23 protein-coding genes and 2 tRNA genes are annotated in these 20,849 nt (G+C 47.8%); 14 read left to right on the top strand and 11 right to left on the bottom strand.

Annotation, left to right across the window (positions count from 1 at the left end; genetic code table 11):
• Positions 1 to 181: 181 nt before the first annotated feature.
• From TX85_RS25875 to TX85_RS11500, 3 genes are all read left to right on the top strand, one after another.
• Entirely contained in the window at positions 182 to 3,433 is a 3,252-nt protein-coding gene (locus TX85_RS25875) for a carbohydrate binding domain-containing protein (protein ID WP_071784187.1), read from the top strand.
• Between the two features lie 96 nt (positions 3,434 to 3,529).
• Entirely contained in the window at positions 3,530 to 4,069 is a 540-nt protein-coding gene (locus TX85_RS11505; protein ID WP_049894909.1) for a CDP-alcohol phosphatidyltransferase family protein, read from the top strand.
• Between the two features lie 23 nt (positions 4,070 to 4,092).
• Positions 4,093 to 4,560, top strand: coding sequence for an ASCH domain-containing protein (locus TX85_RS11500; RefSeq protein ID WP_233500690.1), 468 nt, complete (start codon positions 4,093 to 4,095; stop codon positions 4,558 to 4,560).
• Here TX85_RS11500 and TX85_RS11495 read toward each other — a convergent pair.
• The gene (locus tag TX85_RS11495; protein ID WP_044479240.1) at positions 4,540 to 5,349 is read right to left on the bottom strand and encodes a PhzF family phenazine biosynthesis protein; all 810 of its coding nucleotides are present in this window, start codon (positions 5,347 to 5,349) and stop codon (positions 4,540 to 4,542) included. The genes TX85_RS11500 and TX85_RS11495 overlap by 21 nt on opposite strands.
• A 76-nt stretch (positions 5,350 to 5,425) precedes the next feature.
• On the opposite strand from TX85_RS11495, the gene TX85_RS11490 reads away from it, so the two are divergent.
• The gene (locus tag TX85_RS11490) at positions 5,426 to 6,781 is read left to right on the top strand and encodes an aminotransferase-like domain-containing protein (protein ID WP_044479239.1); all 1,356 of its coding nucleotides are present in this window, start codon (positions 5,426 to 5,428) and stop codon (positions 6,779 to 6,781) included.
• Between the two features lie 70 nt (positions 6,782 to 6,851).
• Complete coding sequence (locus TX85_RS27580) at positions 6,852 to 7,361, top strand: WGxxGxxG family protein (protein WP_049894908.1); 510 nt, start codon at positions 6,852 to 6,854, stop codon at positions 7,359 to 7,361.
• 110 nt (positions 7,362 to 7,471) lie between these two features.
• On the opposite strand, the gene TX85_RS11480 is transcribed toward TX85_RS27580, so the two are convergent.
• Positions 7,472 to 7,557 (bottom strand) — tRNA-Leu (locus TX85_RS11480).
• Positions 7,558 to 7,809: 252 nt separating this feature from the next.
• Between TX85_RS11480 and TX85_RS11475 the strand changes: the two genes are divergently transcribed.
• From TX85_RS11475 to TX85_RS11460, 4 genes are all read left to right on the top strand, one after another.
• Complete coding sequence (locus tag TX85_RS11475) at positions 7,810 to 10,032, top strand: Ig-like domain-containing protein (RefSeq protein WP_044479238.1); 2,223 nt, start codon at positions 7,810 to 7,812, stop codon at positions 10,030 to 10,032.
• 139 nt (positions 10,033 to 10,171) lie between these two features.
• Positions 10,172 to 11,104, top strand: coding sequence for a ComEC/Rec2 family competence protein (locus TX85_RS11470; RefSeq protein WP_049894907.1), 933 nt, complete (start codon positions 10,172 to 10,174; stop codon positions 11,102 to 11,104).
• Between the two features lie 5 nt (positions 11,105 to 11,109).
• The gene (locus TX85_RS11465) at positions 11,110 to 11,322 is read left to right on the top strand and encodes a DUF3006 domain-containing protein (protein WP_392391819.1); all 213 of its coding nucleotides are present in this window, start codon (positions 11,110 to 11,112) and stop codon (positions 11,320 to 11,322) included.
• 41 nt (positions 11,323 to 11,363) lie between these two features.
• A complete protein-coding gene (locus tag TX85_RS11460; protein ID WP_044479237.1) occupies positions 11,364 to 11,891 on the top strand; it encodes a DinB family protein in 528 nt (175 codons plus the stop codon).
• 60 nt (positions 11,892 to 11,951) lie between these two features.
• On the opposite strand, the gene manA is transcribed toward TX85_RS11460, so the two are convergent.
• The gene (manA, locus tag TX85_RS11455) at positions 11,952 to 12,896 is read right to left on the bottom strand and encodes a mannose-6-phosphate isomerase, class I (protein WP_044479236.1); all 945 of its coding nucleotides are present in this window, start codon (positions 12,894 to 12,896) and stop codon (positions 11,952 to 11,954) included.
• 39 nt (positions 12,897 to 12,935) lie between these two features.
• Positions 12,936 to 13,853, bottom strand: a complete 918-nt coding sequence (locus TX85_RS11450) for an ROK family protein (RefSeq protein ID WP_081671703.1) — start codon at positions 13,851 to 13,853, stop codon at positions 12,936 to 12,938.
• Positions 13,854 to 13,963: 110 nt separating this feature from the next.
• Between TX85_RS11450 and TX85_RS11445 the strand changes: the two genes are divergently transcribed.
• On the top strand, positions 13,964 to 14,989 hold the full coding sequence (locus TX85_RS11445) for a LacI family DNA-binding transcriptional regulator (RefSeq protein ID WP_044479234.1): 1,026 nt from the start codon (positions 13,964 to 13,966) through the stop codon (positions 14,987 to 14,989).
• A gap of 81 nt (positions 14,990 to 15,070) precedes the next feature.
• Here TX85_RS11445 and TX85_RS11440 read toward each other — a convergent pair whose 3' ends face one another.
• Positions 15,071 to 15,682, bottom strand: coding sequence for a superoxide dismutase (locus TX85_RS11440; protein WP_044479233.1), 612 nt, complete (start codon positions 15,680 to 15,682; stop codon positions 15,071 to 15,073).
• Positions 15,683 to 15,881: 199 nt separating this feature from the next.
• Between TX85_RS11440 and TX85_RS11435 the strand changes: the two genes are divergently transcribed.
• On the top strand, positions 15,882 to 16,142 hold the full coding sequence (locus tag TX85_RS11435) for a DUF1450 domain-containing protein (RefSeq protein ID WP_044479232.1): 261 nt from the start codon (positions 15,882 to 15,884) through the stop codon (positions 16,140 to 16,142).
• Positions 16,143 to 16,202: 60 nt separating this feature from the next.
• Here the strand turns inward: TX85_RS11435 and TX85_RS11430 are convergent, their stop codons facing one another.
• On the bottom strand, positions 16,203 to 16,832 hold the full coding sequence (locus TX85_RS11430; RefSeq protein ID WP_044479231.1) for a helix-turn-helix transcriptional regulator: 630 nt from the start codon (positions 16,830 to 16,832) through the stop codon (positions 16,203 to 16,205).
• Between the two features lie 104 nt (positions 16,833 to 16,936).
• Between TX85_RS11430 and TX85_RS11425 the strand changes: the two genes are divergently transcribed.
• Positions 16,937 to 17,665: a PIG-L deacetylase family protein gene (locus tag TX85_RS11425; protein ID WP_044479230.1), complete on the top strand. Its 729-nt coding sequence runs from the start codon at positions 16,937 to 16,939 to the stop codon at positions 17,663 to 17,665.
• 133 nt (positions 17,666 to 17,798) lie between these two features.
• Here TX85_RS11425 and TX85_RS11420 read toward each other — a convergent pair whose 3' ends face one another.
• From TX85_RS11420 to TX85_RS11405, 5 genes are all read right to left on the bottom strand, one after another.
• Positions 17,799 to 17,990: a hypothetical protein gene (locus TX85_RS11420; RefSeq protein ID WP_044479229.1), complete on the bottom strand. Its 192-nt coding sequence runs from the start codon at positions 17,988 to 17,990 to the stop codon at positions 17,799 to 17,801.
• 26 nt (positions 17,991 to 18,016) lie between these two features.
• A complete protein-coding gene (locus TX85_RS11415) occupies positions 18,017 to 18,784 on the bottom strand; it encodes a polysaccharide deacetylase family protein (protein ID WP_049894906.1) in 768 nt (255 codons plus the stop codon).
• A gap of 328 nt (positions 18,785 to 19,112) precedes the next feature.
• On the bottom strand, positions 19,113 to 19,196 hold the full coding sequence (locus tag TX85_RS27960) for a putative holin-like toxin (RefSeq protein ID WP_222860711.1): 84 nt from the start codon (positions 19,194 to 19,196) through the stop codon (positions 19,113 to 19,115).
• A 95-nt stretch (positions 19,197 to 19,291) separates the two neighbouring features.
• Complete coding sequence (locus TX85_RS11410) at positions 19,292 to 19,576, bottom strand: hypothetical protein (RefSeq protein WP_044479228.1); 285 nt, start codon at positions 19,574 to 19,576, stop codon at positions 19,292 to 19,294.
• 372 nt (positions 19,577 to 19,948) lie between these two features.
• Positions 19,949 to 20,021: transfer RNA gene (locus TX85_RS11405), tRNA-Val, on the bottom strand.
• Positions 20,022 to 20,160: 139 nt separating this feature from the next.
• Between TX85_RS11405 and TX85_RS11400 the strand changes: the two genes are divergently transcribed.
• On the top strand, positions 20,161 to 20,349 hold the full coding sequence (locus TX85_RS11400; protein ID WP_044479227.1) for a hypothetical protein: 189 nt from the start codon (positions 20,161 to 20,163) through the stop codon (positions 20,347 to 20,349).
• Positions 20,350 to 20,510: 161 nt separating this feature from the next.
• Positions 20,511 to 20,717 carry a hypothetical protein gene (locus TX85_RS11395; RefSeq protein WP_044479226.1) on the top strand — a complete coding sequence of 69 codons (207 nt, stop codon included), beginning with the start codon at positions 20,511 to 20,513 and terminating at the stop codon, positions 20,715 to 20,717.
• The last annotated feature ends 132 nt before the right edge of the window (positions 20,718 to 20,849 follow it).

Here is a 20,849-nt window from a genome sequence, read left to right as displayed (position 1 = left end):
TTGATTATTGTAAGTGCTTCCATTGGGTTGTAATTACACACTTTATAGAAAGGAGGAGGGAAGTTAAAACAAGAGCACACAAGGATTCCTGGCATAATTATTTTTCTATTAAACGGAATCGAAGCGAGTATAAGCTAAAATTCAAACGTTTGCACAAAAAATGAGAGGAGACAATTTTGTGATGAGAGAATTCAAGAAGATAAGTTCTTTATTTCTTAGCATTGTTTTTCTAGTCACCTCCATCTATGTCCTACAAGGATTTGAGCCTCAAAAAGCTGCTGCTGCAACAAGGCAAGCAACTGAGCTTGCAAATAAACCTTTCAGTTGGGATAACGCTAACATATATTTTGTACTGACGGATCGATTTAAAGATGGAAACCCGAACAACAACAATTCTTACGGCCGACCAAGCGTCGACGTAACCGGGAAAAGTATTGGGACTTTCCACGGCGGTGATTTAAAAGGGCTTACACAAAAACTGAATGAAGGGTATTTTACCGAGCTAGGAACGAATGCAATCTGGATTACGGCCCCTTATGAACAGATGCATGGCTGGGTGGGCGGAGGAACTGGCGGTGACTTCGCTCATTATGGCTATCATGGATATTATGCGCTTGATTTCACGATGATGGACAAAAATATGGGCACTGTGGAAGAGATGCGCGAGTTTGTCGATACGGCTCATGCCAAGGGAATTCGAGTTGTGCTCGACGTGGTTATGAATCACGCGGGATATGGGACCTTGAAGGATATGGAGGAATATAGCTTCGGCGCAAGGAACGGGATCGGTGCCGACTGGACGCCGGTCAGCGGTCAGACATGGCACAGCTATCATGACCATATTAATTATAATGATTCTTCCGCTTGGTCCTCCTGGTGGGGCGGTTGGGTACGTGCAGGAATTGCCGGTTATGAAAATTGCGGCGGAAGTGATTTGACGCTGTGTGTAGGCGATTTGCCGGATTTTCGCACGAATGTGGCGAGTAGCATCGGACTGCCGCCGCTTCTTGTAACGAAATGGGGAAAGGAGACCAGCGGTTATGAGCCGTGGATTGTTCCTGCAGCCAAAAATTTGCGTAAAGACTTGGGCATCGCGCCGGCAGACTACTTGAGCAAGTGGCTGGCAGCATGGGTCGAAGAATTCGGGATTGACGGGTTCCGTGCAGATACGGCAAAGCATGTAGAATTAAACCGCTGGAAGCAGCTTAAGAACGATAGCAGCGCTGCGCTCGAACGGTGGAGACAAAACAATCCGGGTAAGCCTGGAGCAGACTGGACGGACAACTTCTGGATGACCGGGGAGGTATGGGGCCATGGCGTAGGCAAAAGCGAATATTTCAACAACGGCTTTGATTCGATCATCAACTTCTCGTTCCAGGATGCCAACATCAATTCGCTGGAAGGAATCTATGCGGATTATGCCTCAAAAATCAACAGCGATCCTAACTTCAATGTACTTAGCTACATTTCCTCACATGATACGCGACTCTACGATCGAAGCCGATTAATCCAGGCCGGGACCGCTTTGCTTCTTCTGCCTGGCGGGATTCAAACCTTCTACGGCGATGAATCGGCTCGGGCTTTTGGCGAGACCGGATCCGATCCGCAGCAAGGAACGCGTTCATCGATGGATTGGAACAACTTGAATCAGAATGTTTTGTCGCATTGGCAGAAAGTAGGGCAGTTCCGCAATAATCATATTTCTGTGGGGGCAGGCAGTCATGAAAAAATCAGTGACACCCCCTATACGTTTAAACGGGCGTATAGCAAGGACGGAATTGAGGACAAGGTAGTCGTTGTTGTGGGGGCATCGGGATCTACGAGTGTGAATGTAGCTGCGGCATTCCCTGACGGGACCATGGTTCGGGATTTTTATACTGGAAACGAGACTATTGTAAGCGGCGGCATGGCTGCTTTTACGCCGGGGGAGAACGGGCTGATATTAATTGAGCAGGGAGCGGAAACCAAGCTTCCGATTCTATCGGCATCGCCTGCCGGAGGAACCTTCAAGACCGAAACATTGACGATTAAGCTGCTCTTGGATAAGGCAGCAAGCGGGAAGTATACCCTGGATGGCACGGATCCGCGTCAGGGTATCGAATTTACAGATGGAACATTATTATCGATCGGCGAAGATATGAGTTTTGATGAAGTGACCACGCTGAGATTGTATGCGGAGAATGAGGAAGGAGTATCGACCCAGCAGTATCAATATACCAAGAAGGATCCTAATGCCGGACTGACAATCCACTTCAAGAAGCCGGCAGACTGGGGAAATCCGTATTTGTATTACTATGGCACCTCACCCAAGATTGTTGAGCCAACCTGGGCTACTGCCCCGGCCATGGTCCACGAAGCCGGAGATTGGTATTCTTATAAGATCGACGGTGTCGACACTGCCTCGGTGATTTTCAGGGACGGAACCGGCAAGCAAAACCCTGGGCAAAATCAAGCCGGATTCATAAGGAGTGCCGAAGGCTGGTATGATGGCGCTTGGCATGATGCTAACCCGGATGGAGAAGGAGATACGGTTGCTCCAAGTGCACCTGGAAATTTGCGCTCCACTAAGGCAACGGATAAGACTATTACATTAGTCTGGGATGCTTCCACCGACAATATTGCAGTAACAAGGTATGATATTTACCGGAATGGAGCTAAGGTCGGGAGTTCTACTGCTACTACCTTTACGGATTCAGGACTTTCTCCGGAAACGTCGTATTCATATATCGTTAAAGCTCGTGATGCCGCCAACAATGAGTCGGACCCGAGTGAAGCTTTAGAAGCCGCTACGGAACCTAGCGGAACGGGCAACAAAGTGACAGTATACTATAAGCACGGCTTCAGCACGCCTTACATGCACTATCGTTCCGAAGGAGGAATCTGGACATCCGTACCGGGAGTTGCCATGGAAGCTTCTGAAGTTCCCGGCTACAGCAAGCTTACGGTTGATATTGGAACAGCAGCGCGCCTGGAGGCTTGCTTTAATAACGGGGCCGGGCAATGGGACAGCAATAATCAGAGAAACTATTTTTTCGGCACGGGTACATGGACATACAATGGTAATGGTCAGATCGTAGAAGGAGCACCCGATCCGACAACTGCCAATACAGTGACGGTATATTATAAGCATGGCTTCAGCACACCTTACTTGCATTACCGCCCGGAAGGCGGGATATGGACAGCCGTGCCGGGAGTAGCGATGGAATTCTCGGAAGTGATGGGCTACAGCAAGCTTACAGTCAATATTGGAGAAGCAACTCGCTTGGAGGCATGCTTCAACAACGGAAATGGACAATGGGATAGCAATAACGGCAGAAATTATTTCTTTAATACTGGAACGTGGACTTATTCAGGCTCTGGAAATATCCAGCCAGGGGCTCCAGTATCCCCAGTTTCAGCTTTGCAGCTGAGACCAGGGCTGACTGCATCATAGAGCCTGATAAGGATAGGGATATGATAAAGAGTCCTCCCCGTGTGAGCCAAGGGGGGGACTCTATGGTATAATAGCAAGCATGAAACCTCAAGCGGGGTGAGCAGCATCTCTTTCATACCCAATTTTATAACGCTGATAAGATTATTCGGCGCTGTGAGCTTGTTATTTGCGGAGCCTTTCTCTCCTCTTTTCTATACACTTTATATAGTCTGTGGTCTAAGTGATGTGCTGGACGGCTATTTGGCGAGAAGGCTGGGTGCGACCAGCAATTTTGGTCAGGCGCTTGACAGTGTTTCTGATTTTCTATTTATTGGAATTTTGCTCTTCATCTATATTACATATATAGCACTTCCAGGGTGGTCCATCCCATGGATTATTCTGATTGCTGCTGCCCGATTTTTATCTATCATCGTGGGGTTCAGAAAATACGGTAAACTAACATTTTTACATACTTATAGTAACAAGGCGACCGGGTTCGCTTTATTCCTCTTTCCGTTTCTTTATTCGATGTTTCCGCTGAGCATAACGATTCTACTGCTTTGCAGTGTCGCAAGTATATCGGCATTAGAAGAGCTGTTAATCAATGCGACATCCAAAGTGCTGCATCGGGACATAAAGTCTATATTTCACCATTAATTCATCTAGAAAGGGTATTCGATATGAAGGGCGAAATGAAGGCCATTACTATAAAACAGCCTTGGGCCACTTTAATCGCAGTGGGAGAAAAGAAATTTGAAACTCGAAGCTGGCCTGTCCGTTACCGGGGACAAATTGCCATTCATGCTGGCAAAACCGCGGATATGAGTGCTTGCAACTCCAAACCGATACGCAGGGTGCTTGCAAAGCACGGGTACGGTTCCCCGGCAGACTTGCCTACCGGGGCCGTAATTGCTGTGGGCGAGCTTGCAGCGTGCTATCAAATTCAATCCTTTTCTGAAGAAAAACAGGATGTAATTCTGGTGCATGACGACGAGTTCGTCCATCTTAGCGCCGAACGCGATGCCCTCGAAATCTGCTTTGGCGATTATTCCGAAGGGCGTTATGCTTGGGAAATTCGTGGCCTGAATAAGCTGATCTTACCGGCTCCTTGCAAAGGCAAGCTTGGTTTATGGAGTTGGACCTACTAATAATTCCCCTTCAAGATACTGAATGGCATGTCCTCCGATTTTGACCCTTTCACCCTTATGTTCACAATAGAGCACGCCTCCACGCTTGGAGACCTGTCGTGCAATGAGCTTTGATTTTCCCAGCTTATCGGTCCAATAGGGAATCAGGGTGGTATGGATCGACCCGGTCACCGGATCCTCATTGACTCCTGCTGCAGGAGCAAAAAAGCGAGACACGAAGTCCTCCTTGTCGCCTTTTGCCGTAAGGACCAGACCAAAATTGCCGGGGATAGCTTTAATCTTGGCAAAATCGGGAGCAAAGCTTCGGACTTGTAGCTCATTCTCAAGCACGGCATAATAACGAATTCCTATGTCATTTACGGTCATAAAGGTCTCTACAGGTGTGCTTCCCAAGACCTCTTCAAGCAGCTCAGAGGTGTTGCTGTACACAGGCGGACGAGACGGAAAATCCAATTCATACAGCGGTTCATGCACGCTGACGGTAAGTACACCGCTTAAAGTGTGAAATGAGATCTCCTTCAGGCTGGAATCGATATGATGATGGACAACATAAGCGCTTGCGATGGTGGCATGTCCGCACAATTCAATTTCGAGTTCCGGCGTATACCATTTCAAGTCGAAATGTCCTTGTTGTTCTCTCGGGACGAGGAATGCGGTCTCGGAAAGATTGTTTTCCATGGCAATGTTCTGCATAAGGCGTGCGTCTGGAAATGAATCGGAAATACAGACACCTGCGGGGTTTCCTTTAAATAATTGTTCACTGAACGCATCCACTACGTAATATTTCATGTGGTCTCCTCCTTTTCTTTTACTATAATAGAATTAGAATAGAACAGATTGCCAAAAATAGAACAGAGGGATCGCGATGTCGAAATCAGAGCAGGTATATGAAACAGTAGTTCAAGCCATTCTAAAAGAGGAATGGAAGCCGGGAGACAAGCTTCCCTCGGTCCGATGCATGGGCAGCAGGCTTGGCGTTCACCGGTTGACTGTACTTAAGGCATATCAGCGCTTGCAGGAGGATGGATGGATTGATGTAAGAACCAAGTCCGGTTTCTATGTATGTGAGAAGTCTGTGGAGACAAAGAAGCCTTATGTTGAGTCCCCGAGTTATAAAGATGATTCGATCCTGTATCAGATGTCCCGTGCCCTGATTGCCCCGGATTTACTTCCAAACAGGCATTTATCGAGCGATATCAAGCAATTGCTGGATATGGAGCCAAGGCTCTTAGGAACCTATTCGTCTACCGCTGGCGATTTGCGTTTAAGAGAGAGCTTGGCTGATTATTTGCTGGAGACCTCCAGCTTCTCGGTAACAGCGGACGAGCTGTTGATAACAAGCGGTGCTCAACAGGCTATTGATCTCGCTGCGCGTGCATTCGTGAAGCCGGGGGATCATGTGCTGATTGAACGGCCTACCTATGGTCCGGCGATTGAAGCTTTTCAGGAGCAGAAGGCGACGCTTCATCCTGTTGATTTTACGGAAAGTGGATACGATATGAATCAGGTGGAGCATTTGATGCGAACACACCAGCCTGTCCTATTTTATATAAATCCGACCTTTCATAATCCAACCGGATTTACCTTGTCAGCCTATCAGCGCAAGGAACTGGTGGAATTGGCGGAACAGTATAAGTGCCTTCTTTTGGAGGATGATGTTTGCCATGACATATACTTTGACGCACCGCCTCCGCCTCCATGCTTCTTTTATGATACCGAAGGAGTAGTGGTCTATATTCGCAGCTTCAGTAAGTATATTTCACCTGGCCTGAGAATTTCAGTTATGATGGCCCGAGGAGACCGGATCGTCAAGTTGCTGCGCATAAAAGCGATGACAGACAATGGAAGTCCCTTGTTTAATCAAGCGGTATTCCGGCATATTTTTTTTACAGATCGGATGCAGGGACATATCGCAAAGCTTCGAATAGCGATGCAACTCCGTAAAGCGTGTATGGAACAGCAATTAGAAGGCAGCGGCCTAACATGGATTAGTCCGAAGGGAGGTCTCAATCTTTGGGTGAAGCTTCCCCCAGGCTGGGATGTGAACATGCTAATCCATCATTCATTGAAGGCATCCGTCAGTTTTCTGCCGGGAGCTATTTGCGATCCGTGGGATTCGTCCACTCCGTACATCCGTCTTAGTTATTCTTATCTGAATGAGAAGCAGCTTGCTGAAGGGATGAAATTGCTTCTCCACGCTGGCAAAATGCTGCAGCCTTAAATCTGCATAAGTGCCTGGGCTTCCGGGAAGCTTACCATCGTAAGCAAAAATATCGATGGAGGTGTTACGGTTGGACAAAAAATTAACTGCACTTATTGCAACCATGTCCTTATCAGCAGCTTTAGTTGTTCCAGCAAGTGCTTACGGTACGCTTGGTGACACGACCACCGGCGGAGCACCCGTGCGGGGAAATATGGCGAACAATCCCATTGAAAGAATGACCAACAATCTGGAACGGGATTTGTCCACTAACGGCTATTCGGGCAATGGTTATCGGATGAATGTTCCAAATACCAATATGGGTACCAATATGCTGAACAATGGCCCGAATACGTTCGATGGTACAAATTACAATGGAATGAATCCGAATATGAACACTAATCGAAATACGATGAGAAGCAATTCCCTGAATAACCGTACAACGACACGGGACTACAATACGACAGGAACAGGCAACTACCGGACAAATACGGTCCGTGCCCGGGCTGTGACCGGGACAGGATCCAATTGGGGATGGCTTGGTCTGCTTGGACTATTTGGTCTGGCAGGAATGCGCAGACGCGAAAGCGACCGTGCTTAAGCAACATTAGCTTCAGATTAAATTTTAATAACTTTATGGTGCAACAAAAAAACAGCCGGTCTGAATCATATTCATGATTCAAACTGGCTGTTTTCGTTCAATCGATCATATGCCGAGGACCGGGATCGAACCGGTACGGTAGTCACCTACCGCAGGATTTTAAGTCCTGTGCGTCTGCCAATTCCGCCACCCCGGCAAAATATCAGCGCAAAAATGAATATACCATGTTTTTGTCATCATTGCAATCCCTAATTCACTAAGACAAAATGAGCCACCCCCATATTTGCTTTATCAGGATTCAGCCATGAGGTAATTCTGGAAAACAGACTCCTAGGACAATGGTCATGTTTTTTGGGATGGAGGTTACTTTTGACGCTGCTTTTTCCGATAAAAAACCTATAGGCCTGGAATGGACTCCGGCAAATAATGGAATTAAAGGAGAAAACAAATGGTGAAGAGAAAAATGACGGGCTGGCTCCTGATGCTCACCTTACTGCTTACAACTATACTGCCTCATGGAGCGATGGCGGCTACGGGTGATCTTAAATCCATTGCCATTGATGGAGAAGGAACCACGCTGGAGATGACGGTAGGCGGCTCTAAAGAGATTAAGGTGTGGGGGACATTTGAAGGCTCCACAGGGACGCAAGATTTAACGAATACTGCAACCTGGAGTTCCTCCGATAATTCGGTTGTTACAGTGGTGAAGGGAACGCTGACTGCCATTAAGGTGGGTACGGCAACAATTCGTGCCGATTACAACAGTGCTACCTCTTCAATTACAGTAACCATTAAAGAATCTCATAAGGAATTGAAGCTGGAATACAGTTCTGAAGGCAAATACAGTCTCGATGCAGAGGAAAGCGATCTTGCAGTCAAGGCGCTGGTGACGAGCGTTGTGGACGGAGCGGGAACGTCGAAGGACACGGATGTTACGAAAGATGCAACCTGGAGTTCTTCCAATACTTCTGTACTTACCGTTGAAAAAGGCCAGCTAACTCTGGTTGGCGAAGGTACGGCGACAGTAACGGCCAAATATGCAGGATTGACTGAGACATTCAAGGTCACGGTAATCTTGCCTTATTCCAAATTGGAGCTGCAATACACTCCGAATGGAACAACAGAAACGGCTGAGGATTTGGAGCTTGTCGTTGGCGATGAATTGCAAGTAAATGCGCAATCAACGCATACAGACGATAAGGATTCCAAGACAGATGTTACGGAAAAAGCAACCTGGAGTACTTCGGACAGTTCTGTAGTCACTGTTGAGAAGGGAAAGATCAAAGCGGTTGGCTTGGGGAAAGCTACTGTTACTGCGACCCACCTCGGAGTAACGGCGAAAACGGACGTTTATGTTCGTACGCCTTATGAGGTCATTATTGTGAATCCGTCCGCAGATCAGTCGATGTTCATCGCTGAACAGATTGATGCGGAAGCAAGAATGAGAAGCGGTGCAAACAGGGATGATAATGTTACGTCAATTGCGGAATGGACATCCTCCAATCTGCTGGTGGCTACGGTAAGCGATGGCAAGATCGTTGCAAGAGCAGCTGGTTCGGCTACCATTAAGGTCAGCCATATGGGGATCAGCAAATCGATCAAAGTAACGGTACATCCAACTGTAACAGCTCTGAAGGCGGAGAAGACGAAGCTGGAGCTGTTCAAGGGAGATTCCTCCAGCCTGCCGAAGATGACAGCAACGAAGCTGGACGAGGAGGAACTGGATGTCAGCGATATTGTGAAGTGGACCTCAGCAGATGAGAGCATTGCCAAAATCGAGAACGGCAAGGTTGTTGCTGTTGCCAAGGGAACGGTGACACTTACGGCGAAGCTTCCGTCTCTTGCAGGCACGGGCTTAAGCGTCCGTGACAGCGAGATCAGTGTTACTCTTGAAGTAACTGAAAAGGTGCTCACCTTGCTGTCGGATGAAGAGAAATTAAGCGTGGTAATTGGTGAAGAGACGAAGTTGCCTGTAATTACTGCTGTCTGGGAAGATGGAGAAGAGGGCGATGTTTCGGCAACGGTAGAGTGGACACTCTCAGGCTCGAACGGCGTAATTAAAACTTCTGCAACAGGAAAAACGATTAAAGGCTTGACGAAGGGATCTGCTACGCTGAAAGGCACCTTCTCCAATAAAACCATTTCGATTCCAGTAACGATTGAACAGAAAATTACAAAGGTTGTCGTGAATCCAACTAGTATTGAACTGAACCTTAAGAAATCCAAGTCGATCAAGGTAACTGGATTCTATAGCAATGGCAAGACAGTTAACCTGTCCAGCAAGATGGGCTGGGAATCCTCGAATCCCGAAGTGGCTACGATTTCTTCGACATCCGTCAAGGCAGTAGCTCTGGGAACTACAACACTGACCGGGTCCTATCAAGGACATAAGATTAGCATTAATGTTAGTGTTGTAGCCAAATTAAGCAAGGTTACTGTGGATGAGAAGTCCCTGGTTCTGCCTCCAGGCTCCGCCAAAACAGTTGTTCTGACAGCAGAATACGATACAGGCAGCAAGGCGACTGTAACGGGCAGTGCGGTCTGGACAAGCTCAAAGCCATCTGTTGCTAAGGTAACCGGAGGCAAGATTGAGGCTGTTGCCAAGGGTAGCGCAACAATCAAAGCGGTCTATGGCGGCAAGACAGTGACGATTCGCGTTTCTGTAAAATAATTCACTTTTACAATCTGGGCTGTTCTGAAGGATCATGGATCCAACGGAGCAGCCCTTTTTTTTGCTTGGTAATAGATGAGAACGGCAATCATTTATGCTATAGTAGAAAAAGATTTATGAAGAAGAGGTAATGGCATCTATGGGCAGACACGATCGGTTTAGGCAATTAAAGAAGTTAAGCAAGACAATCGGCACCTATGTATTGGGCTTTTGTCTAATGCTGGGATTGGCCGGCTGTTCAGCGAATTGGACAGAGCTTCTCGCGGAAGCGGGCCAAGAACATGAGGTTTGGAATGCATCTTCCGATGCGCAGAACAGGAATCTGCGGGTTGTTTTCCTGGATGTAGGCCAAGGAGCTTCCCAGCTGTTAATTAGTCCATCAGGAAAGACGATGCTGATTGATGGAGGGAATAACGATCAGGAGCAGGTAATGCTGGATTATCTGGAGATGTATGGAATTGGCCGGATCGACGTGATGATCGGAACCCACCCGGACGCGGATCATATCGGCGGATTGGATCGTGTCATCGATCACCATGATATTGGCGCTATCTATATGCCGAAGATCCAGGCGAATACGAGGACGTTCGAGTCCTTGCTGGAATCGATCCAGCGCAAAGGGCTTAAGGTGAAGACAGCCAAGGCAGGGGTGGTTCCTGATTGGGACGAGGAAGTGCAGATTCAGATGCTTGCCCCGGTGAAGACGAGCGATGACAGCAATAATATGAGCGCAGTGCTGAAGGTCACTTACGGAAAAGTCTCGTTCCTGCTGACCGGAGATGCGGAGCGGGAGAGCGAGAAATTAATGCTGGAATCCGGCGCCGATCTGCAAGCAGATGTCCTCTTGGTGGGTCATCATGGGTCGAAGTCCTCGACGTCAGTCAGCTTTCTAGAGCGTGTTCGTCCTCAGGTGGGTGTTATTCAGGTGGGGGAGAACTCTTACGGCCATCCCAAGGAAGAGATTTTGAACCGTCTGGCGGAGGCCGGAGTAAGGGTATATCGTAATGATCTTCAAGGCTCCATCGAGATCTCCACAAATGGAGAACAAATCGAGGTCTTGACAGGGAGGTGAGGCGTTTGACAGCCATCGTCGAGGGAATGGAAGAGGAAATATGTATTCTGGAGCTCGATGGGGTCCATCAGGACGTGCCGCGAGCGCTTGTGTCGCCGGAAGTGAAGCCTGGAGATGTTGTTGTATGGGATGGACACAAGTGGAATGTGGATCTTGCCTTAACGAAAGAAAGGTCGTCGAAGATCCGGAGACTGATGGAGCAAGTATGGGAAGATTGAAGCTGCGAATGATGATATGAACCCTACAGGAGTGTGATGATATGCTGGAGCGCCCGTTGGCTGGAGAATATGGAAGTCATTTTGAACCGTATGTTGAAAAAGTTCCAGATGTTGATTTAGCCGTGTTGCTGGAATCACAAATTGAAGAATGCATTCAACTATTGTCAGGCGTTTCTGAGGAACAATCTAAATTCCGTTATGCAGAGGGAAAATGGAGTCTGAAGGAAGTGCTTGGACATATTGCGGATACGGAGCGTATCATGAGCTACAGACTTTTGCGGATAGCCAGAGGGGATAAGACCCCGCTTCCCGGCTTTGAGGAAAATCTGTTCGTTGCTCATTCTCAGGCCGACACTCGCTCAATGAATGATCTGCTTCAGGATTTTGCTGCTGTAAGAATCGCTACACTCTCTCTGTTCCGTCAACTGGATGATGAGTCCTGGATGCGTGTCGGCAATGCCTCGGGGCATGATACTACTGCAAGAGCAATTGCCTATATTATCGCAGGACATGCTATCCATCATATGGGAATTATGAAAGACCGTTATCTTTCGGCTATTCAAGATTAATAAAAATAAAGGCCGGGTCGTGTTCATTATGAACAGCAACCCGGCCTATTTATATGCGCTCTATTCGTGAGCAACGATCATTGTTAATTCTCCGGACAAAGCAAATGCTCCAAAGTCCACCGGTGCAATAAAGTGCGTACCTTTCTTCAATGGGTACACGGAATCTTGATGACGAAGCTCACCGCTGCCTTCAATGACGCTGAACAAGGTGTATTTGGCTTGCTCGGCTGCCTCTGCCTGCCCGGTCACTTCCCATTTTTCCACCGTAAAGAAGGAGTTCGAGACAAAGGAGGTTTTCTTAAGGTTCTTCTCCTCGGATACGGTATATGATACAGGAACATAGCTTTGAGGTACTGTTGTCACGTCGATCGCCTTTTCTAGATGCAGATCCCGCAGATTTCCTTGAGCATCTCTCCGGTCATAATCATATACACGGTAGGTCGTATCGGAGCTCTGCTGTGTTTCCAGTACGACGATTCCCTTTCCTAATGCATGTACGGTACCGCTAGGTACATAGAAGAAGTCTCCGGCTTTAACAGGGACTTTGGTGAGGAGCTGGTCCCACTCGCCTGCACGGATCATACGTGCAAGCTCTTCCTTGGTAGTTGCTTCAATTCCATAAATGATCTCGGCTCCTGGCTCAGCATCAACGATATACCAGCATTCCGTCTTGCCCAATTCACCATTCTCATGCTTGCCGGCATATTCATCATCAGGATGAACCTGTACAGACAGGTCATCAGAAGCATCGAGAAGCTTCGTTAACAGAGGGAATACAGAGGAAGAGGAACGGAACAGCTCCGGATGCCGGCTCCATAGCTCGCCGAGCTTGAGACCTTGGTAGGCTCCGCTGCTGACAATACTCTGTCCGTTCGGGTGTGCTGAGATGGCCCAGCATTCACCAGTATGTTCACTAGGAATGTCGTACTGGAAGAGCTCCTTCAATTTCGTACCGCCCCAGATTCGTTCTTGAAATACAGGTTCTAAAAAAATGGGTTGATTCATTATGAAATTCCTCCTATGTGGTTCATTTATGGTTCATTATTAATAAGATACGTGTACCAACGCTGCCGCACCGATCAGGCCGGCATCCTGAGATAACGCAGCAGGGACAATCCGTGTCTCGCGGCCAGTCGGATTAAGCGCATAGCGGGATACATAATTTTTGACCGCATTGAACAATGGTTCTCCTACCTGGCTTACTCCGCCACCGAGCACGAGCATTTCGGGATCCTGCGTATTAATCAGGGTTACACAGCCCACCCCAATGTATTTGAAGATTCGCTCAATCAGTGCGGTCATCTCAGGATGATCGCCAGAGACCGCCAAATCAATGGCTTCCTTGGTAGACACGGGGCGTCCGAGAAGCTCGCTGGCTTGTCTCGCAATGGCTGTGCCGGAGGCAACGAATTCCCAGCAGCCTTCTTGACCGCAGACGCATTGGCCTGCTTCCGGAGCGACGACAAAATGTCCGACGTCTCCGGCGTTGCCGGAAGCGCCAGTAATCAGACGACCGTGGCTGTAGATGCCGGCTCCGATACCTGTGCTGATCGTGATGTAGATAAAATGCTGAGAGTCGCGTGCCGCACCGATCCATTTCTCCGCCAGCGCAGCGGCTGTAGCGTCGTTCTCGAAGAAGACCGGCAGATCAAAGTGCCGCTTTACGGCTTCAACAACCGGGAACCCCCACCAGCCGCGTAAGTTGGGCGGCTCGGAGATTTGTCCCAGCTTCGTGTTCAGCGGCCCGGGAGCACCTATTCCGATGCCTGTGAGCGATTCGATAGATAATCCAGCTTGATCAGCCAGCTGCCGCACCGCTGAAGCCATACGGTCCACCATTTCGCTAGGACTTACAGATTGGTCCGTCGGCAAGGATAGTTTATCCTTAACATTGCCTTCGGAATCCACGAGACCGATGGCGGTCTTCGTGCCGCCAATGTCGATACCAATTGCGTAATTCAATGGTTTAACCCTCCGATGTTTCATTGATTTACTTGACAAACTTGACAGAATTATTTTTGTAAAGTAATGTTAGGCCAAGTGTATCATGTTTTGGAAGGAATGAAAAGCTGATGGCCCGGAAAAAGAAAGTATCTATGCAGACGATTGCTGACCATTTACAAATTTCGAAGAATGCGGTATCGCTTGCCCTGCTGAATAAAAAGGGTGTCAGTGAAGAGGTAAGAAGACGGGTGATTGAAGCGGCAAAGGAGCTTGGTTACGGTCGGTTTGGAGAGCCTAGGCTGCCCGAGCGCGGAAATATTCTGGTGCTTGTACCGGAGCGGGTTATGGACTATGAGGATAACGATCACTTTCAGTTCTTCCACGATATGATCTGGGGAATTGAAGGCAGCATCCGGAACCGCGGGCTTAATGCCGTGCTTGTCAGAATTACCGCCGATATGGAACAGCGGCTGGAGCTTCCGCGTCATTGCGCGGAGATTGCCTACAGGGGAATTGTTCTGTTTGGCGCGCTTAAAGAAGCTTATGTGAGACGCGTGTGGGACCTGGATGTACCGCTTGTTATGCTGGACTCGTATCACCGGAGCCTGCCTTGTCCCGCAGTCGTGTCCGCGAATGTAGAAGGTGCCTATGAGGCGGTATCCTTGTTGATTGCTTCGGGGCATCAGGAGATCGGCTTTATTGGTCCGGTGAATCTGGCATCGAGCCACGAAGAGCGCTGGCAAGGCTACTGGAAGGCGATGTTTGATCACGATTTGACGATCCAGAGGGAATATATTCTTACGCATTCCGGCAGTTATCAGGACTCGGAGCGGGAGATTTACAACTTTGTAAAGGGAATGGATCCATTACCGCAGGCGTTTTTTTGCGGAAATGACCGGATCGCTTATTTACTAGCTAAGGAATTGGAGCAGCGGGGATTAAAGATACCGGAAGATATTGCGTTAGTCGGGTTTGACGATCTTCAATATAAAGGAAGCATTGATATTGCCTTAACAACGATGCGGGTAGAGAAGGAGCGGATGTGTGAAGCGGCGGCCGACTTGCTGCTCTCCTTGACTGAAAGTCTCCGGGAAGCAGTTCGGATCTACGTTCGCCCAACCTTGATATCCCGAACCTCACATTTGAAGCCATAAAACAAGCCATTCTTGGAGCATTGAACTGATCATTGCTCCAAGAACGGCTTTTTTGTCGCTAAATAATCTTACGAAGACAACTTACAGGGCAGCTTCGTAACGTTTTTCCACTTCAGCCCAGTTAATAACATTGAAGAAGGCGTTAATGTAATCCGGACGCTTGTTTTGATATTTCAGGTAATAAGCATGCTCCCAGACATCCAGACCCAGGATCGGTGTCTTGCCTTCCATGATCGGGGAGTCTTGGTTAGGCAGGCTGTATACGGACAATTTGCCGTTAGTATCTACAGCCAGGAACGCCCAGCCGCTGCCGAAGCGGGTTGTAGCTGCTTTCGTAAAGTCTTCCTTGAACTTGTCGAAGCCGCCAAGCTCACTATCGATGGCTGCTGCCAGCTTGCCGGAAGGCTGTCCGCCGCCGTTAGGACCGATTGTCTCCCAGAACAAGGAGTGGTTGGCATGTCCGCCGCCATTGTTGCGGACAGCCGTACGGATACCTTCTGGAACACTGTCCAAATCTTTGATCAGTTCTTCAACGGATTTGGATTGGAGCTCAGGAGCAGATTCCAGAGCAGCGTTCAGGTTTGTAACATACGTATTGTGGTGACGATCATGGTGAATCATCATCGTTGTTTCATCGATATGCGGTTCAAGTGCGTTGTTGGCATAAGGCAATGCCGGTAATTGGTGTGCCATAAGTTATCAACCTCCAAATGGAATATGTAAGATAGTCTCAACACAATCTATTATAATTATCCTCACGAACTTAGTCAACATACATGTATAGTAAGTATGCTTTATTGTGATGCCAATCTTGAACACGTTGACAAAAGCCCACGTATTTATCATAATGATTGATCGGATAAATTATACCCGTAACAGGAGGTTTTGAAACATGGGATTAGGGATAGTTATCGTTGAGATCTGTGAAGCGAACCTGCTGTCCTCGCTGGATATAGAGAAGTTGGAGGAGGAGTTCCCGGAAATCGCCGTACTGCGGCTCGATTGCTTGAACCTGTGCGGGCTTTGTAGAGCTAGACCTTATGCCATGGTTAATGGAAAGAAAGTATTTGCTAAGACCTCCGAAGAATGTCTCGCGCTAATACGCCAACAGATTCAAGCGGAACTTGCGGCGTTCCATGGGATAGATCCATAAAAAAATAGCCGGCCTCCACTATAATGCGGCAGATTACCGGCTATTCATTATGAAAAAGTTCTATTTACTTTTGATGATATAGACGCATTTTCGCCCTTCTTGGGCAAGACATTCCGTTCGTTCGACATCGGCATCAAGCAGACTTTCGAACAGCTTGAGCTCACAGTCGCAAGCATGGTTATACCGGTTAGCGATTTGAGAGATCGGGCAATTGTACTCCATCAGAACATAATGGTCGTCGTCCTTTTTCACGCATTCGGTCATATAACCATTTTCATTCTGAATTTCAGCCAGACGTAATACCTTCTCATGAAAATCTTTTCCCTGCATCTCCGGCTCGTATTGATGGTTCAGCTTCACTTTGCGCCGATCGAACAAATGCTTCACCGTATCCTCGCCAAGCTCCTGCTCCAGCTCGCCAAGCAAATCCAATGTTAAAGAGTGGTAATTTTTAGGGAATAAGCTTTCTCCATGCTCAGTAAGCCCGAATACCGCGGTAGGACGCCCCAGCGTCTGGCGGATCATCTTCGACTCAATAAGCCCATCGCGCTCCATCACACCCAGGTGACGGCGCACCGCCATCTCCGTAATTCCCAACTCGGCTGTTATTTCCCGGGTACTCATCGGTCCGGTAGTCTTCATCATCTGCAGAATTTTATTCCGCGTGGGCATTTCTTTGGGTTGACTCATGCCAGATCACCTGTTTATAGTAGATTCTACTGAATTGTAGAGAATTTTAAGCACTTAGTCAATATTGAAGTATAGTAAGTATAGAAATAGTTGGAGGGATCGATATGCGTAAAAATTTTACAGCGGCGTTTATTTACGCTCATCCAGATGATGAAACATTCGGTTGTTCGTATTTAATTCAGGATATTACGGATCGAGGCGGTCAAGCGGTGCTTCTGACAGCAACCCGTGGGGAAGCGGGAAAGACTGGGCGGTTAGGTGAGATGAGCCGGGAGGAGCTGGCTGCGAGGCGTGATCAAGAGCTGGAGCAGGCAGCTAATGTGTTGGGGATTTCCGCAGTCAAGCAGCTGGATCTAGGAGACGGGAAATTGAAGGATACTGACCCGGAACGGATTCAGCAGGAGATTGCAGATTTTCTGAATCTTCATCAGGCCGACATCGTTGTCACCTTCCCTGAGGACGGTATTTCCGGTCATCAGGACCATATTGTCATTCATCATGCTGTGAACAGTGTTATCTACGGGGGAAAGGCTTCTTCTGTGCAAAAATTGTATTACAATCACTTGGGGTCACCTCTGTCGGATATGTCAGGAATGTCGGGACTTCTGAGAATAGACGGGGAAGGTAAATGGGATATAAAGCGTCGTGCCCTTGAAGCTCATGAATCCCAGATGTTCAGCGTTGAGCGTGTGTTCGGTCGATTAGGTCCGAATATGCTGCCGCAATACCGCTATGAAACCTTTGAGCTGGTCTGGGAACGTCATCCGTCTGCTAAGTCAATGCCTGAGAAAAGCGTGTTTGACGGGCTGGAAGCTGGTGAGGATCTGAACTGAGTTTTTCGTAAAAAGGAAGAAGCGACAGTATTCATACACCTAACAAAAGAAGAGCCGCATGCACGTTCAGGAGGCAGATTGCTCCAAGTGTATGCGGCTCTTCATATGTTGGTAAGAGGGATGAATCGGCTCTTTAGTTGTTCTCTGAGGAATTAACTGGCTGCTGCGAGTCTGCATCCCCATTCATGAGCGCACCCACAATATCTTCCAGGCCATCCGTAGAAGATAACGGTTGTTTGGGCGTGGGAATAGAATCAACACCGGGGCCCAATTCTGTTTCCTTCTTACTTTGCTTAGAGGGCTTTGAAGAAGCATGGCTATCCATAGTGTATAACTCCTTTTTTAGGCTAATTAGTAGCTTACCTTGATGTGGTTTTTCGGGGCGACTTTATGTGAAAGCAGCTCGGACACTGTCACCAGGGAGTATCCTCGACGCTTCAGCTCAGGCAGAATGATCCGCAAGGCTTCGTATGTCTGGGAGCTCCTATGCACAAAATCATGCATAAGCACGATGTCGCCGCTTCGTGCATTATCAAGCACCTTGTTTGCGATGACTTGCACGCCCGGTGAGCGCCAATCTTTTGTGTCCTGATGCCAGGACCACAAGACCATTTGAAGATGATGCAGCTTTGAAAGGGAAATCAGGCGCTCATTGTAGTAGCCTCCGGGCGGGCGAAATAAGATCGGTCTTGTCCCTGTTGCCTTGAAGACCGCTTCCTGAGTACGATTTAATTCCTCCTCCATAGACCCGCTTGACAGACGCTGGAATGCCGGATGAGTATATGAGTGATTTGCCACCTCGTGGCCTTCCGCAAGTTCCCTGCGAACAATTTCGGGATATCGTTCCACCCTGTCGCCGACCACAAAGAACGTAGCCTTGGCATGATATTGGCTAAGCAAATCCAGAATGAGCAGCGTTTGCTTCTCATCGGGACCGTCATCGAAGGTCAGGGCGATATATTTCTCTTCCGTGGGAACCTCCCAGACGATATCACCGCGCTCCTCATAATATTCTCTGCCCCTCAGGTTGGCTGCCGGGGCGGCATCCGTTGGTACCGATTGGATCAAAAACGTAAACGACAGGCATAAGGCTATACAGCTTGCAGTCTTGAGTCTCATCAATAAAGTTCCTCCATTACACTTTACATTGATTGGCATCCGGGTCGGATGCAGGATGTCCGTTCAACTATTGTGCAGCAAGGAGGGGGAATCCATGCATGGCAGGAGCTATGTGGTATCGCCTGTAAGAGGTCCAGATAAGTTTAAAAGAAGTATCACTTAGTTAATAAAATAGACCGACATGTTGATACAATTAAAACTAAATGATAAAATGAAATTAGTAAGGAGCCGTGCTGGACACACGACTCCACGGCAATAGTCGCTTTTAAGGGCGATAGGCATAACAGGATGATTTAGAAATTAGACCGAAACCTTTCCTGAGGTCGGTCTATTTCTTTTTGAGGTAGTATAGCAGTGCAATAATGAACATGCCGAACATGAACATTAATGAAATTGCTTGATAAACCTCCATGGCATCACCTCCCCTCCGGGAGACTCTAACATTCAACCCTCAAACAGTAATAAGGTGCATAAAAAGAAAATCCGATGCACCGGCACCGGATCGATTTACTTAATTCTTTTCAATTCAGCTTCTTGCTGGATAGAACGCGTAGAAAGCAGTTCAATGATTCTATGTTGATTCTCTAGGACGGATTCCATTTTCATTACCCGTTCATTCGTATCTAACACTGCTCTTTTAATTAAGTGCTGATCCTCTTCAATACGGCTGAGACGTTCGTCAACACGGCTGAGATGTTCGTCAACACGGCTGAGATGTTGGTCAACACTATCTAGGCGAGAGTTCATTTTCTCAAATTGCTGATTTATGATTTCAAATTGTTTATTATCCATAAGTACCGCTCCTTGTCTTTATGATGACATTGTAACAAATACATTCATTCATTTCTACAGAGAAATGGTCCGTTCAAGGAAAAATATAGGAGGAATCTAGTATGACCGTAAGTAAGGATAAGAATGTCAAGAAGAACCCTTGGAATTCGTCATTGGAGTTAGCGACGGAAAGGATCGAAAGTGAAAGATGCGGCGTGGGTTCCTATTAAGCAGGATGCAATAGACGCTGAAGAAGCCAAGATAAGACAACGGACACTTTAGCTGAATAAAGGGCACCGATCCGGCACTAATTTCATATTGCGGGGCTTATTTAAGCACATCACATTGCCCACAAAAAGCAAAAAACCCTTGATATACAAGGGTTTTTCTGTATGATCTGCAGTGGGCTCGAACCACTGACCCCCACCCTGTCAAGATGGTGCTCTCCCAGCTGAGCTAGCAGATCGTTTGTATAGTGAAGATAAAATAGATAATATCAGGGACCAAGAGGAATGTCAATACAAACCCACAGAGTGTCAGAACAGTAGAATGGAACCCTCCTTTCCTTAAGACGTAAATAGTAAGAAACAGCAGGAGGTGCAATTTTGAAGAAGAAGAGCTCATCGACCGGATCAGGCATAGCTATGGGAATAAGCTTTGGCGTGCTTTATTGGATCGTTTTTGACAATATTGCTATAGGAATAGCTTTAGGCGTGGCTTTGGGAGTTGCATTCGAAGCTGGTTTTTCAAAACAGGACAAGGACAAGACAAAGGAACCGCCCTCGGATTCCTAATGTCTTAATGAATGCGGATTTACCATAATAACACTGATCTACCCCAGCTCCGGATATATCTATATCAGGGGTTGTTTTGCCTGTGTCCGCTTCAAGGCGGTATAACCCTCTCTTCCATGGCAATACTGGACAGACAGATGTAAAGGGAGGATATTCGACTTATGACGATCTGGAAAAAGATAAGCGTGCTTGCGGCTGGGCTCTTAGTGATGTCTATATTGACCGCAGGCTGCACGTTCACATCCAGCCAAGCTACATTGGAGCGCCAGCAAAGCGAGCCTTGGTGGCTGGTGCCGGCGCTGGCGGATGAGGTGTACCCGCAAGAGGTGCTGAAGGAGGTCTATCCCGGTGCACCGATCTATCCGTAACCCGGCGGCAACCGGCTACTCCTGCTCCTCGTCCCAGTTGCGGGAGTAGCCCTTTTTCGTTACATAGAACATCGATGAGATGAGAAGAATCGCGATGACAATAGAGGCGGCAATTGTTATACCCACGAAGAT

This window comes from Paenibacillus antibioticophila, assembly GCF_000455265.1.
Classification (GTDB): Bacteria; Bacillota; Bacilli; order Paenibacillales; family Paenibacillaceae; genus Fontibacillus; species Fontibacillus antibioticophila.
The sequence above is the reverse complement of the archived record's forward strand: the minus strand, read 5'-3'. Positions and strand labels throughout refer to the sequence as shown.